Here is a 15,469-nt window from a genome sequence, read left to right on the forward strand (position 1 = left end):
CTGCTTTCGCTGCTGCAGCCTCTGCTTCTGCTCTTTCTTGTGCTAAACGCTTAGCTTCTGCTTCTGCTTCTGCTTTTGATTTTGCTTCTGCTGCTAAACGTTCTTGTTCTGCTTTCGCTGCTGCAGCTTCTGCTTCTGCTCTTTCTTGTGCTAAACGCTTAGCTTCTGCTTCTGCTTCTGCTTTTGATTTTGCTTCTGCTGCTAAACGTTCTTGTTCTGCTTTCGCTGCTGCAGCTTCTGCTTCTGCTCTTTCTTGTGCTAAACGCTTAGCTTCTGCTTCTGCTTCTGCTTTTGATTTTGCTTCTGCTGCTAAACGTTCTTGTTCTGCTTTCGCTGCTGCAGCCTCTGCTTCTGCTCTTTCTTGTGCTAAACGCTTAGCTTCTGCTTCTGCTTCTGCTTTTGATTTTGCTTCTGCTGCTAAACGTTCTTGTTCTGCTTTAGAAGTTTGTTCAACTTTTCTTTTTTGTTGTGCTTCTAATTCTAATCGTTTAGCTTCCGCTTCTTCTTTTGCTTTAGCTGCTGCTATACGCCTTTGTTCTGCTTTCGCTTCAGCTTCTGCTTTTCTTTGAGCCGCTGCTTCTATACGTTTTGCTCTTTCTGCTTCAATTTGAGCAGCTGTTTTTGCTTTTGGTTTTCTATTACTAGAACTACTTTTTCTTTTATTTGATTTTAATAAAGCTTCTTCATCATCATCTCCACTGTAAAGAAATCTATTATTGTCTTTAAATTTATAAGCTAGTGTTAACTCATGGGAACTACCAAAACTAGCTAAATCACCAATAGCTTTTTCATAATTGTATTCTACAGCTATAGTATTTGTTATATTAAAACCAATTCCTCCTGAAGCTCCATACAAAGTATTATAACCTACCTGACCCCAAATACCTTTTGGAACAGTAAGCATGACTATTCCAGAAACAACCGTGGTTTCTTTTTTTAATTCTGTACGTGCAAAAGCAGTAAATTTACTCTCATCGAAAAAACCTCGACTATCCATGTAGCCCGTATACATAATATGACCTTGTATGGATTGCTCTGGGTTATCTTCCAACATTTTAGATGTTGTAAAATTATAAGCTACTATATTATTTAATGATACACCAAAATCTAAGAATGTTGTACCATAGTTAATACCCGGATTAATTGATATTACAGTATTTGATTGTATATTTTGTAGAGAAGGATCATCAAAATTAATAACAACATTACCTTCGTTAAGTCCACTACTATATGCCCCTAGATTAATACCAAATGTTAAATTTTGATTGCGACTTATTACAGCATTATACGCCATGTTTAAAACACCTCCAAAAGTAGTCATTACACCATAATTTTGTTGAAACAAACTAACTCCTGCACCTATGTTTTCTTTAAATCGACCATTATAACTAAACAAATATGTTTGTGGGGCATCTGTAAAACCAACCCATTCACGCTTATTTGTTATGCTTATATATTTATTTTGTTCTCTAACAAAGCTAAAAGTAGGGTTAATATTAAATTTATTAAATCTTAAGCCATTTCTTACTGGTAACTGAAAAGCCACAACGCCATCTTCATTTTGAGCAACTATATGTTGCACAAAAAAAATTGTAAAAAACATGTATGGCATTAACTTTTTCATTCTATTTTATTACTGTAATGGAACCTTTTTTAGTTTCGCTATCGTTTGTAATTATGTAATAATAAACTGGATTAATACTGGTAAAATTAATTTCTGTTTCTGGCCAATTATTTAAATAATCGTTAGTTTGATAGACTATTTTCCCTTGAGCAGTTAAAATTTTAATTTCTGTATTTGTACCACTCACATATTTTTGCGGAATTACCCAAGTATCATTCACCCCATCATTGTTAGGGCTAATTACATTTGGTATATTTTCTACACTTGGAAACGGATCTGTTACCACAAATTGAAAAGATTGTGATGCTTCACAACCTATAGTTTCTGTAACATTTACTATATATGTCCCAGTTTGGGCAACATTTAAAGTATTTGATGTTTCGGAACTTAATAAAACATCATCTAAATACCATTGAAAAACAGGAGAATCTGCATCAGTTGTAATTATTACCTCTATTGTTTCTCCACTGTTTATAGTAAAATCTTCTTCTACATTTATACTGCTTGAAAAATCTAAAGTTTCTAAAGTAATTGATGCCGTTGTATTGCAACCTCCTAAATCTATATCTACTGAATAAGTACCAGGTTCATCTGTTAAATATTCTTGATTTGTAGCTTCTTCAATCAACTCACCATCTTTGTACCACTGATAAGTACTAGCATTAATAGTACTAAGAGTTGTTTCACCATCACCCGAACAAAATGGATTTCCTAAACTTGAAGTTATTTCTGCATCAGCAGCCGAAGAAGATTCAATAACTTCTACTCTATTTGAATGCGAATTAGAGGTACAAGAACCATAATCTGTTTCTGCATAATATATACCCGGTTCTGTAACTTCTAGAGTTAGTCCAGTTGAAACATATTCTGAAGTTGTATCTGAAGTAGCTTTGAACCAATTAAATGTTAAGCTAGGATATTGTAAAGGAGAATCGTTAGTATCACTACCTGGATTATCTATGGTTAACAAATAACTTCCTCCTGAACAAAACAAAGCTGTTTCCTCTAAATTGTTTATTGTAAATGGTGTATCTTGAATTTTAAAATAAGCAGCAAATGAATTGGATGAGGTACTTGTGGCAACAGGACTACTACTTTTTACTCTAATTTTATATGCCTCTCCAGCTATTGTCTCTGGAAATGAAAACGTTATTGTTGCAGGTGATGAAGTAAATTCGTTTTCTGCTGATGTGTAAATAACTTCTGAATTAGTAAAATCTCCATCTGCATCAGATAATTCTAAGATAAATTGATTAGTTGGTAACAAACTAGAATCTGGAGAAAAAGTAAATGTTACATTATATTGATTAAATGAAGCACTAGCACATGCTTGAGTAAAGCCTAAAGAAGGTTTACCTATAATAATTTGTCCATGCAATAATTTGGGAAAGAATAAGGTGAGCAAAAATGCGAAAGTAACAGCTAAATTCTTCATGTAATTCTAATTTTAAAGCACTCACTTCCTTCTACACCTTTAAATATAATAAAAAGCGCACATTTTTAAATTAAAATGAATGAAATTGAGAGTCGTTATTTTGCGTAGGGATTATTTTGCTAATCTGTTACTATATTTGTTGCCATTATTTTATTAATTCGCAATCTATAATCTGGTTTCTTTGGGTTATTAGAATCTATAAATGTTTCAGTATCATCACCTTTTGAATACACATTGAAAAATGCAGAATTTCCATACCAGTTTTCTAAATCCTCATTATTATTATTGTTTTCAACAAAAATATTCCCTTTACAATTGTTAAAATACATCTCAGAAAACTTAATTTTATCTAGATTCTCCTGATTAATTTTTATTGAATTTTGAAAGATAACTGCAGGGTTAAAACCAGATATAACACTTTTTGATATGTCTAAAGATGCATTTTCACCTACATAAATAGCCTCATTAACTAAACCTTTATCGATATCTGAATTAATATCTTTACTTTCTGTAACAAAAGTTAAATTTACTGCTGTAACAAAAGTATTTTTCTTTGAAAAATCTACACCTTGAATATCATCATAAGACTTTACCTGTAAACATCTAGCCACTTCACTATTTGATGCATACGGAGAACGAATAGCTATCGAGTTTTCTAAATTAACTTGAGCACCAAAGGTTAATTTAAAATCATTCCCACTAGCCTTATATGATACCGCTCTTTTATAATGAGGTGCTCCACCCCAAGCTTTAAACGAATCTCCTGCACTGTGGCTTACCATGACATGATCTAAAACAGTTTGACTCCCTACCCCTGCTAAAAACAAACCATTCATGTAAGTATTATTACTCAAACGATTCCCAGCAAATTCTATCCGAACGTATTTTAATATTCCTGAATTATCTTCAATATTATTTCCACCAAAACTAGCATTTACGTATGCACTTGGATCTAAGTCCTTATAATACTGAGCAACAGAACCATTACCAAACCTATTAGAAGGAGCATCACCTAGTATCACTAAACCACCCCAGTCGCCTGGACGCTTTGAAATTTTCTCTGAAGTAAAAACAATAGGATCTGTTTCATAACCATCAGCTATAATTTTAGAACCTTTTGATATTGTTAAAGAAGCTTTAGTTTCGTAATCTCCAACTATTACTGTTCCTGCTTCTATAGTTAATGTTGCACTATCTTTTACAAATACATTACCTACTAATAAATAAATATCACGCTTGTTTAACTTAGTATCCTCAGTTATATAACCCGACAATATTTTATTAGGCTCTCCATAATCATGAGTACTAGCATTAAACTCTGTCCAATAATTCAGCCAATTGGATGCACCTATAATTCCTTTTTCTTGCTGAGCATAACCAACTGAAATACAAACGCATATTATGCACAAGGTATAAATAGAGTTTTTCATAGTCATAAATTTAAGTTAATAGTAGATTGAGTTTGTGTAATAATTAATCAAAAATATAATAAAATCCACGAAATACCAATTTTTTCGATTAAACACATTGATTTAATGCTTTTTTAAATCATTTCATCGATAATATATATGAAATGAGATTGTCTTCTTTTTTTTTAATATTTTTTTTTGTAAACAAACTTAAATTGATTTAATTTTTTTAGCTTCTATAAAATAGAATTCATTTACTTAACAATAAATAAATAGCTAAGCTATAAATTTAACGGAATTCGTTATATTGATGTAGCGATTTCATAATTTCTTCGTAAAATAATATAGCAGCTATTAAATTTCTGGTATCTGAATATGGTAGAAACGTATTTTCAAATTCTTTTGTACTCATAATATAAGCATTTGTTTCTTCAAACTGAGTATCTAATTTTTTTCGATTGTCACTCGTATTAGGAATCCCAAGCGTAGTCATAGTTATTCCTGGTTTTGTAGCAAAAGCAATATATGGCAGTGTTTTAGCTAGACTTTCTAAACGCTCAATGTACAAAGTTAGTAATTGCCCCTTCTGCATACTTTCTAATTCACTTTTATTATGGTATTTTTTTATAGCAACATTGGGAGAAATAATACTTTTAGCTCCCGAAGATTTTTGAGCGGAAACTTTAGCAATAGTAAAAAATACAGTTAAAAAAAGAAATAAAATTTTGGTTTTCATTTTATAAAATTTAGGGTTCTGATGCAAATTTATGTAATTTAACGCAAAAAACAAGCGTTTTATCGATTTATTTTAATTTGAGAGTTAATTTTTTAATCATAATACTAATAAACTCACAAAAAACAATGCTAAAATAAACCTTTAAATTAGATAAAAAAGAGATATGGTTAAAAACTAGTATAAACTTTTAAATAAATTAATTTTAATCGATTAGACTTTGAATAATTTAATTACTTGGTTGATTATTATTAATTCGAAAACAACATTCTTCTCCTAAAAATAATGGATTACCATGTTTCTCAGACCAAAAACCTTCAAAAATATCTTTACTTAAACATTTGTAAACAACAACACCTTTATATATGTTGTTTTCTTCATCAGCATAATTAAAGTTAATTACCAAAATATTATTTTTGAAAAAGCCAGTTCCTTTTTGTATTTGTGTTCCACTTATTAACCATTGTACCTTTATTTGTTTATTGGTGTTTAACGAGAGAGTTAATATGCCTTTGTATATAGTTTGTTCTTCATTTTGATTATTACCTATTACAGAGAATTCACCTATTAAATCTTCTATGACCATTACTTACCAATACAGAAATTAGCAAAAATATTACCAAGTAAATCATCACTAGTAATCTCTCCTGTTATTTCTCCAAAATGATATAATGCCTGACGAATATCAATCGCCATTAAATCGCCTGACAATCCCGTTTCTAAACCATATTTTACTTTTTGAATTTCTTGAAAAGCTTTTAATAGCGAATCATAATGCCTGGTGTTTGTTATAATAGTTTCGTTGTTTTTTAGAGCGCCTGTATTTACAAAATTTAATAGTTGAGTTTTTAAATCTTCTACACCTTTACCACTCTTTGCAGATATCGATAAATATTGAGAACCTTCAACTTTGCTCAAAATACTGTTTAAACTTTGTTTTTTATCTTCAGTTAATTTATCAGTTTTATTCGCGATGATTAGGAGCGGTTTTAATGGGTATTTGTTCTTAATTTTTTCTATTTCAATTATAATATTTTCAGATTTCTTATCATCGTGCGAAATAACATCTGCATCGAATAAATAAACTACAACTTGGGCTTGTTCTATTTTTTCAAAAGTTTTTTTAATACCTATACTCTCTACCACATCATTAGTATCGCGAATTCCTGCCGTATCAATAAACCTAAACCCTATTCCATTTATTACTAATTCATCTTCAATAGTATCGCGTGTGGTTCCTGCAATATCACTAACTATAGCGCGTTCTTCATTTAAAAGTGCATTTAATAATGTAGATTTACCAACATTAGGTTCTCCCACAATGGCTACTGGTATACCGTTTTTTATTACGTTACCAACAGCAAAACTGTCTATTAAACGTTTTAAAACAAAAGTTATACGTTCTACTAATTCTTTAAACTGAGAGCGATCGGCAAATTCTACATCTTCTTCTGCAAAATCGAGTTCAAGTTCTATTAAAGAAGCAAAGTTAAGTAGCTCTTCACGTAGCTTTGCTATTTCACTAGAAAACCCACCACGCATTTGTTGCATAGCAATTTGGTGAGACGCTTCATTATCACTGGCTATTAAATCGGCAACGGCTTCTGCTTGACTTAAATCTAATTTTCCGTTTAAAAAAGCACGTAGAGTAAATTCTCCCGGATTTGCCATTCGGCAGCCTTTGCGTAAAAATAACTGAATAATTTCTTGCTGTATATAAACCGAACCATGGCAAGACACCTCAACCACATCTTCACCTGTATAAGAATTCGGGTTCTTAAAAACAGACACTAAAACTTGATCTATAACTCTTTGTCCATCAACAATATGCCCTAAATGTATTGTGTGTGTGTTTACTTTATTTAGGGTTTTATTTTCGGTAACCGATTTAAAATTTTTCGAAGCCATTTCTATTGCATCTTTTCCTGACAATCTTATTATGGCTACTGCTCCTGCTCCTGAAGCTGTTGCTAATGCAACTATAGTATCGTTGTAAATCATTTTGCAAAAATAGAAAAAATAAGGCTTTATATATTTTAATTAAAAAAAAACAACAAACCATAACAAACTCATTGTGACTTATTTAAAAAAATCGTGTCTTAATAAAGCAAATTAATTAATGCCTTAAAATCCCTAAAAATTTTGTGTTGTTATGAGTATAAAAGATTCCGATTTAAAACACCTTATAACTATGTCTTGTAAAAATAACCTTGGTTATATGTATTTTCTTAATAATATTGTAATTATTGAATTTGATGAAGGCGTACATGTTGACCTAAAAAACACAAAATCGCTTTTTAAACAATTAAAAAAATATTTTGGAGAAAATAAGCCATTTGGTGTTGTTGCCAATAGGGTAAACTCTTACTCTGTTAAACTTTTAGATATTCCCGCCTTTAGAAATCAATTAAAAAACTTGAGTGGATATGCTGTTGTTGGCCACGATCCTGCGAGTATTATGAATGCAGCTATTGAAAGTAATTTTTGTTTATCTGATGATGTGGGTCACGACAATATTTACGAAGCAATTTTTAGCGTTAATAACAAAGTAAAAAAACGCCTTAAGGCTAGTTAACTAAATAAATACCATCTGTTTTTATTTCTATTTGGCGTTGCTTATACAATGTTCCTATTGCTTTTTTAAAACTTTTTTTACTCATTTGAAGCTGCTCTTTTATAGCTTCTGGAGATGATTTATCTGTTAGTTTTATAAACCCACTATTATCTTCTAATTCATTTAAAATACGTTGTGCATTAGGCTCTATGTTTCTGTAACCTATCTGCCCTAAAACAATATCTATTTTATTTCCTGGACGTATTTTTTTTACTACACCTTTTAATTTATCGCCCACACTTAAATCTTTAAAAATAGTATCTTTAAAAATTAAACCATGGTGTTTATTGTTTACTATAACATTCATACCTATTTCTGATGGATGCGATACAATTAAATCTACCTCATCAAACTCATTAACGGTTAAATCTTTATTATCTAAAAATCTATTCGTTTTGCTTGACGCAACTAATCTATTACTTTTTTCATCTAAATAACAATAAACTAGATACCAACCGCCTGGTTTCATTTTAAAGGCTTGTTCTTGAAACGGACAAAATAATTCTTTAACTAAGCCCCAATCTAAAAAAGCACCATATTCTGTAACTTGGTTACAACGTAATAAGGCAAAATTATTACGGGTAATGTAGGGCTTATCGGTTGTTGCTACAGGACGTTCTTCGTTATCTAAATACACAAAAACATCAATTTTGTCCCAAATTTTAAATTCTGCTGGCACATATCTGTTTGGCAATAATACTTCTTCATCATTTACATCAATTAAATAAATGCCATGATCTGTTTCGCGAAGTATTTCTAGTGTATTTATTTTTCCTAATTCCATGCCGCAAAGGTAATGATATTAGTTTTTGATAAAATAAAAAAGCACTACAATATTGCAGTGCTTCCTTAATAATTTATTTATTATTTATTCTAGTAAATAGATTCTTTACCAAAATGTTTAGTTAATAAGTAATATACAACAGCTCTGTATTTAGTTCTGTTAGACTTACCATATTGCTCTATTACGCTAGCAATTGCACCATCTAAATCGTCGCTTTCACTAAGACCTAGTTTTTTAATTAAAAAATTGTTTTTTACTGTAGCTAACTCAGATGCATCTGATCCTGAAACAGTTGAAGCATCTGCATTATAAATTGATGGACCGCAACCAATGGTTACTTTTTTTAATAAATCCATATCTGCTTCTACTCCACATTTTTCTTTTAAATCTACTGCGTATTTTGCAATAAGTTCGTCACGTTTACTCATGATGTTATTTGTGTTTAAAATTGATTAATAATTTAACTAATATCTCTCTTTAAAGATACTATTTTTTAGACACTACACATGGTAAAATAGTCACATTTTTTAGCTTATAAATTTAAAATAATTTAAAAGTATCTCGTCGTTTACTTGTTTTGGTGAAAATATTTCTAGTAATTTTGGTTGGTTATCTTCGCTGTAAAAATTGTTTAAAGCTTCAGCTAAACTGTCATCATCTGAAGCTGATGAATACGAAAAACCATACATTTTACATAAATACTCTGCATTTAAATTATGGTTAGTTTCAAAATAAGTATTAAAATTTTCGGTGTTTTTATGTCCTGGTAAAATTCTAAAAATACCTCCACCAGCATTATTTACAACAATAATTCTAAAATTATTAGGCATATAATTGTTCCATAGCGCATTACTATCGTAAAAAAAGCTTAAATCGCCTGTAATAAAAACCGTAGGTTCACTATTTGCTACGGCACACCCAATAGCTGTAGAAGTACTACCATCTATACCACTTGTACCTCTATTACAAAACACTTTTATTGATTTATTTATATTAAACAATTGCGTGTAGCGAATTGCAGAACTATTACTTACTTGCAATATAGACTGCTTTGGAATAGATTTTAAAACTTTATGAAATACTGTAAAATCTGAAAACGGTATTTCTGCTAAATAATCTTTATGTTTTTTTATACGATGTTTTTTTACAGCTGTTAAAAATGGTAAATAGTCGCTTTTTACGTAATGTTTTACTTTTGGTAAAAACATATTAAAAAACACATTTGGCTGAAGCTTAATATGATTGTTAAGGCTAAAAAAGGTATCGTTCGCCATTTTTGCATCGATATGCCAATGCTGCTTAGGTTTATACTTTCGTAAGAACTGTTTTATTTTTTTTGAAACTATTAAACCTCCAAAAGTTACTAATATATCTGGTTGCAGTTTTTTTAATTCTTCGTCATTTAAAGGTGCTATAATTTGATCTATTCTAGGAAAAAAACTTTTATGATGTAGGTTTGATGTAGTTTCTGTAAATACCACAATACTATCATCTTTCGATATTTCTTCTAACCACTGCTCATCAATTTCGTTAGGATAATTTACACCCACTAAAATCATTTTTTTTGTAGCATTGTTCCAATCCTCTAAACACGACTGTATAACATAATCTTCAACCTTTGCTGGTTTTAAAACGGGTTCAATAACTTTTGGAGTTACACTAAGTGTATCTACAATATCGTACAAAGGTTCATCAAAAGGAATGTTAATATGTACAGGCCCTTTTTTTATAATTGCTGAATTTATAGCTACGTTAATTTCTTCTTCGTTGTACTGTTGTATATCTTTTTGTAAGCCTAAAAAACGCTCAAATTTATTTTCTAAATTTTTAATTATAGGAATATCTTCATGCTCTGGAATATTATGTTCGTCTTTTAAATCTAGCTTTAAATTTGCTGAATATAATATATGATTCTCAAAAACGTTTTTTTGATTTATAGTTTGCCCATCTCCTATACCAACCAAGTGTTTTGGTCTGTCTGCCGATAAAACCACTAAAGGAATATTACTATAAAAAGCTTCGGCTACAGCCGGATAATAATTTAAAACCGCACTACCCGATGTACACACAACAGCTGTAGGTTCTTGTAATTGTTGTGCTATCCCTAAAGCAAAAAAGGCAGCAGCGCGCTCGTCTACAATACTATAACAATTAAAAAAATCATCGTGAGTAAATCCAATGGTTAATGGCGCATTTCGACTTCCTGGAGATAAAATAATATGTTTTATATTTTTGGCTTTGCAAAGCTGAATTACAGTTTGTGCCAATGGAATTTTTGGGTATTTCATTTAGCTATTTAAATAGAAATACAAAATTAACGAATATTAGCTGTTTTTGTATAAAATGATACTAGATTATTAAAACTGCTTCAAATATCATTATTTAAAGTGGCTATTAATATCTTTGTTTTGCTTAATAATATTTTACTGTTTTCTAGTTGTTTCTGAGTTTCTAATAACCTATCTATTATACTATTTTGGTATTTTTTGTTATTTAACAATGTAGAATAATTTGATTTATTCCCATATTGTTTAATATGCTTGTATTTTTCACCTTCTGGTAAAATTTCGGTTAGTGACACAAATTCTTCTAAAACAGGTTTTAGTTTCTCTGAAATAATAGCTTCAATTACCTTTTCTTGATTTTTAAATTTTTCGATTTTATGATAATACAACGACAGTAAATCTTTTAGCTTAACGTTACTTATTTGCTCTAATTTACTGGTTGTTAATACCGAATTTAGTGTGCTTTCCAATAACTGAACCTCAACGTGGGCAATGTTTGTGATGGTATCTTTAGCTCCTTGACTTAATTCTGCATCGTTTTTGCCAACATATTTTAAGGTATTTTGTAAATATGCAACCATCTCGGAATCAATATCTATTTTACGCTTTAGTAAACGCAAATTAGCACTTAATTCTTCATTTAAATTAACCTCTATTTTATGAGTTAATATTTTACTTTTTCTAATATCGTTTAAATCGTTAATTTTCCATGCGATAGTGACACCAATTACAATAAGTACAATTTCGCCTAGCGCATAAACAATATACGATTTAAATTTACCTGAAAAAATAAGGTTTCTTCTAAATTTGTGAAGCAGTTTCATAATAAGTTTTGCTCTATTTAAAGTGAATTACGATCTAGAAACTCTATAAATTTAGCTTTGTATTGTTCTGAGATGGTAATTCTTTGTTTATTTATTATTATTTGGCTTCGTTCTATTACATCAATATTATTTAATGCTACAATAAACGACCGATGTACACGCATAAATTTAGTTTCTGGTAATTCTTTTTCTAGTGCCTTTAAACTTAATAACGTTAAAATGGGTTTTGGTGTATCTTTTAACCAAATTTTAATATAATCTTTTAACCCCTCAAAATACAATACATCTGCTAACCTAACACGAAGCTGTTTGTATTCAGATTTTACAAATAAAAACTCTTTTTCGTTTAAAGGTTTAGTGGTTTGGTTTTCTTTATTTTTCACTAAATTAAACCATTGCTGCGCTTTATTTGCAGCGGTTAAAAATTCGGCATAATCAAAAGGTTTTAATAAGTAATCGATAGCATCTACTTTAAAGCCTTCAAGTGCATATTCGTTAAAGGCTGTTGTAAAAATAACACGAGTGCCTTTTGGTAACATTTTCGAAAATTCTACACCAGTTAAATCAGGCATTTGTATGTCTAGAAACAATAAATCCACCGGATTTTCTTTTATAAAATCCATAGCTTCAATGGCATTACTAAACTTTCCTTTTAACTCTAAAAAAGGCGTTTTTTCAACATAACTTTCAACCAGATTTAGCGCCATTGGCTCATCATCAACTACAATACAAGATATTTTTAAAACACTCATTTTTAACTAGTTTCTATTTTTAAAATGACCGAGAAAATATTATTTTCTAAAGTATTATTAAATTCAAATTTGTTAGGATATAATAATTGCAAACGTTTTTCTAAATTTTGCAAACCAATACCAGAACCACTTTTATCGGTTGTTTGTTTCGGGTAATTATTATTATTTATTTTGAAAATTACTGCTGTGTTTTCACAAATCATTTCCATGTTAATATGGCTTACATTACTTGCCGACACGCCGTGTTTAAAAGCGTTTTCAATTAATGAAATAAAAAGTAAAGGTGCTATTTTAATGCCTGTTTCAGTTGAAGGAAATGTGTAATTCACCTTTGTTTTATCGGATAAGCGAAGCTTCATTAACTCGATATATTTTTGTAGAAATTCTATTTCTTTCGATAAAAAAACCTTATCCACATTAGTTTCGTAAAGCATATAACGCATTAACTTACTTAAGCTATGAATCGAGCTTTTTGCTTCAACCGGAGAAATATCTACCAGTGCGTAAATGTTGTTTAATGAATTAAAAAAGAAATGCGGCTGTAACTGATAATGTAGATGTTGTAGTTCGGATTGTAACTTAAAGTTAGCAGCTTCCTTACGTTCGGCTTCTGTTTTTACCCAGCGTTTTGTTGTTTTTATAGCTATTGAAAATAATAACGGCGCCAAATATGAAAACATTTGTACGTAAATCATCATTTTTAACGATGGGCCATCTCCATCCCTAATTATTGGACGACTAATATCGGGGAAAACCGCACTTTCAATCTGCTCTTTTATAGTTATACAAATCGTGATTATTAAAACGTTAATAAGAATAAACAACAAGGTTTCTTTCTTAAATAAAAACCGATCTACTAAAACAAAATAATTTGAATAAAATATAACAGCATAAAACAGAATAGGAATCCAGAAATGCGCTATAATTCTATTAATATTTTGTTCTTGCCCATACGATAAAATGTATGGTATACTAAATAATACCAACCAAGCTAATAAATGAGCGAATAAAGTTATTTTATTATTTTTGGACATGTATACGTTCAAGATTTAATCCCAAGTATTTTTATGAGATAAAGCATATTTTCCTGCTCCTGTAAAAAACAAAGCTAAGGCTCCGAAGGCATACAACAAAATCAATTCTATTTCTAATCCTCCTGTTTTACTTAATGCAAACATATTTTCTGAATGCGCTAAAAATAAAGCCATAAGCATTCCGAAGAAAAAGGTTATCGATGCTAAACGCGTTCTAAAACCTATAATTATTAAAATTGGGGCAATTATCTCTGTAATATACGACCCATAAGCCATAAGTTCTGGCAAGCCATTAGACGATAACATACTTTTAATACCGTTTAAATTACTTAATTTGGCTACACCATGAAATAACATTAAACCTGCGACTGTAATTCTTAAAATCAATAGTCCTAAATCTGAGTTTTTTTTCATTTTTATAAATTTAATAACTCTCTAATATAAGGTTACTTTTGCTTTTTTCAATCTAAAATAGACGTTTACAAGTATTAGCTATACCAATAGTATTATTTTTACCGATGGAAAATCGTGATCTTCGTTGTCTTTTATAAAAACATTAATTCATCCAACCACCACCAAGGGCGCGGTACAATTCTATAATAGCTTGTAACTCATCTTTTTTATCTTCAACACTATCTAACTGTGCGGATAATAAACTGTTTTTAGTAGTTAATACATCGGTATAATTGGTGCTTGATGAATATTCCAATAAAGCTTCGGTAAATTCTACAGATTTTTCAAGCGCATTTATTTGATGTGCTCTAGACTCTTGCTTTTCCTTAGTCTTATTGTAGGAATATAAGGCCTTCGATATTTCTGAACCGGCATTTAACCATGCTGCTTTATAATCATAAAACGACTGTTGTTGAACCGATTTATTAATTTTCAGTCTTGCCTTATTTTCTCCGTTCGCAAAAATAGGCTGTGTTAAGCCCCCAATTAGATTATAGAAAATGGAGTTGTCGAAAAAATTGGATAAATCTAAGGAAGACAAACCTCCACTTGCCGTAATGGTCAAGGATGGATAAAAATAGGTTTTAGCCATATTTACATCTTCAAAAGCACTTCTGAAAGCCATTTCCGCTTCTTGAATGTCCGGTCTATTTCTTAACAATGAAGATGGTACTCCTATTTTTAAATCGGCGTATGCCTCCTGTTCTTTTAAAGATGTTCTTTCAATAGTGCCAGGTAATCTGCCCAATAGAATCGCCAAGGCATTTTCCTGTTCTAAAATGGATATTTCAATATCTGGTATTGAGGTTTCTATCTCATACCTACTCGCCTCACTTTGAACCACTGCTGCACCATCAACCACAGCCGATTCTTTCAAATACTTCATCGTCTCTTGGTCACCAATTCTATTTTCTAAAGTTTTTTTAGTGATCTCTAATTGTTCATCTAAAGTCAGTAAATTATAATATGCTGTGGCTATGTCCGAAATTAACTGGGTATGGACCGCTCTCGTTGCTGCTTCGGTTTCTAAAAATGAAGCCAAAACAGCCCGTTTGTTACTGCGTAACTTTCCCCAAACATCTAGCTCCCAACTACTACTTAATTGCCCTATATAAGAAGTGGTGTTTAAATTTATGCCACTTACACTTCCTAAATTTAGAGAGGACTCCGATGTTTTTGAACGCGTAACACTGGCGCTTCCTTCTAAACTTGGCAACACCGCTAATTTTGCTTCAACCAAACTCGCCTTCGCCTGATATATGTTTTCAATAGCAACTTTTAAATCGAGGTTGTTTTGCAAACCTTCTTCTATCAAATTTTGCAAAATACTGTCGGAAATTATTTCTTTCCAAGGCATTGTTGCCATGGATGTTGTATCATTAACCAAGGTATCTCTGTATTGTTCTGCAAATTCACTATCTGGCGTGGTATATCTTTTATTGATCACTCCACAAGAATTCATCAGTAAAACAAGTACAGCGATAGGAATGATGTATGTTATAGTATTAGATTTCATATCTGT

The 15,469-nt window shown here is 30.8% G+C and carries 15 protein-coding genes; 1 reads left to right on the top strand and 14 read right to left on the bottom strand.

All coding sequences use genetic code 11. The annotated features are described in order from the left end of the window. From LG649_RS14365 to mnmE, 6 genes are all read right to left on the bottom strand, one after another. Nucleotides 1–1,624 (bottom strand): PorP/SprF family type IX secretion system membrane protein (locus tag LG649_RS14365; protein ID WP_226544518.1); only part of this gene is annotated, 1,624 nt, incomplete at its 3' end. 1 nt (nucleotide 1,625) lies between these two features. Then, nucleotides 1,626–3,059, bottom strand: a complete 1,434-nt coding sequence (locus LG649_RS14370) for a T9SS type B sorting domain-containing protein (protein ID WP_226544519.1) — start codon at nucleotides 3,057–3,059, stop codon at nucleotides 1,626–1,628. Between the two features lie 119 nt (nucleotides 3,060–3,178). Continuing rightward, nucleotides 3,179–4,489, bottom strand: coding sequence for a hypothetical protein (locus tag LG649_RS14375; protein ID WP_226544520.1), 1,311 nt, complete (start codon nucleotides 4,487–4,489; stop codon nucleotides 3,179–3,181). Nucleotides 4,490–4,757: 268 nt separating this feature from the next. Next, complete coding sequence (locus LG649_RS14380) at nucleotides 4,758–5,204, bottom strand: hypothetical protein (RefSeq protein ID WP_226544521.1); 447 nt, start codon at nucleotides 5,202–5,204, stop codon at nucleotides 4,758–4,760. 226 nt (nucleotides 5,205–5,430) lie between these two features. After that, entirely contained in the window at nucleotides 5,431–5,787 is a 357-nt protein-coding gene (locus tag LG649_RS14385) for a hypothetical protein (RefSeq protein WP_226544522.1), read from the bottom strand. Then, entirely contained in the window at nucleotides 5,787–7,202 is a 1,416-nt protein-coding gene (gene mnmE / locus LG649_RS14390) for a tRNA uridine-5-carboxymethylaminomethyl(34) synthesis GTPase MnmE (protein ID WP_226544523.1), read from the bottom strand. The genes LG649_RS14385 and mnmE overlap by 1 nt, the downstream gene beginning before the upstream one ends. A 151-nt stretch (nucleotides 7,203–7,353) precedes the next feature. Here mnmE and LG649_RS14395 point away from each other — a divergent pair, with 151 nt between their 5' ends. Next, nucleotides 7,354–7,776, top strand: a complete 423-nt coding sequence (locus LG649_RS14395; RefSeq protein WP_226544524.1) for a hypothetical protein — start codon at nucleotides 7,354–7,356, stop codon at nucleotides 7,774–7,776. Here LG649_RS14395 and LG649_RS14400 read toward each other — a convergent pair. The 8 genes from LG649_RS14400 to LG649_RS14435 all read right to left on the bottom strand — a co-directional run bounded on the left by LG649_RS14400 (nucleotide 7,769) and on the right by LG649_RS14435 (nucleotide 15,463). Then, nucleotides 7,769–8,599: a CvfB family protein gene (locus LG649_RS14400; RefSeq protein WP_226544525.1), complete on the bottom strand. Its 831-nt coding sequence runs from the start codon at nucleotides 8,597–8,599 to the stop codon at nucleotides 7,769–7,771. The two genes, LG649_RS14395 and LG649_RS14400, sit on opposite strands and share 8 nt — an antisense overlap. Nucleotides 8,600–8,688: 89 nt before the next feature. Beyond that, nucleotides 8,689–9,027 carry a DUF2853 family protein gene (locus LG649_RS14405; protein WP_044633494.1) on the bottom strand — a complete coding sequence of 113 codons (339 nt, stop codon included), beginning with the start codon at nucleotides 9,025–9,027 and terminating at the stop codon, nucleotides 8,689–8,691. Nucleotides 9,028–9,126: 99 nt separating this feature from the next. Further along, entirely contained in the window at nucleotides 9,127–10,887 is a 1,761-nt protein-coding gene (gene menD, locus LG649_RS14410; protein WP_226544526.1) for a 2-succinyl-5-enolpyruvyl-6-hydroxy-3-cyclohexene-1-carboxylate synthase, read from the bottom strand. An 80-nt stretch (nucleotides 10,888–10,967) separates the two neighbouring features. Next, a complete protein-coding gene (locus LG649_RS14415) occupies nucleotides 10,968–11,708 on the bottom strand; it encodes a hypothetical protein (protein WP_226544527.1) in 741 nt (246 codons plus the stop codon). A gap of 17 nt (nucleotides 11,709–11,725) precedes the next feature. Beyond that, a complete protein-coding gene (locus LG649_RS14420) occupies nucleotides 11,726–12,460 on the bottom strand; it encodes a LytR/AlgR family response regulator transcription factor (protein ID WP_226544528.1) in 735 nt (244 codons plus the stop codon). Between the two features lie 2 nt (nucleotides 12,461–12,462). After that, nucleotides 12,463–13,494 carry a sensor histidine kinase gene (locus tag LG649_RS14425; protein ID WP_226544529.1) on the bottom strand — a complete coding sequence of 344 codons (1,032 nt, stop codon included), beginning with the start codon at nucleotides 13,492–13,494 and terminating at the stop codon, nucleotides 12,463–12,465. A gap of 15 nt (nucleotides 13,495–13,509) precedes the next feature. Further along, nucleotides 13,510–13,908 (bottom strand): DoxX family protein, encoded by a 399-nt coding sequence (locus LG649_RS14430; protein WP_226544530.1) that lies wholly within the window; start codon nucleotides 13,906–13,908, stop codon nucleotides 13,510–13,512. 142 nt (nucleotides 13,909–14,050) lie between these two features. Beyond that, complete coding sequence (locus LG649_RS14435; protein ID WP_226544531.1) at nucleotides 14,051–15,463, bottom strand: efflux transporter outer membrane subunit; 1,413 nt, start codon at nucleotides 15,461–15,463, stop codon at nucleotides 14,051–14,053. Nucleotides 15,464–15,469 lie beyond the last annotated feature (6 nt).

The sequence above is a fragment of the Neotamlana laminarinivorans genome, assembly GCF_020523925.1.
Classification (GTDB): Bacteria; Bacteroidota; Bacteroidia; order Flavobacteriales; family Flavobacteriaceae; genus Neotamlana; species Neotamlana laminarinivorans.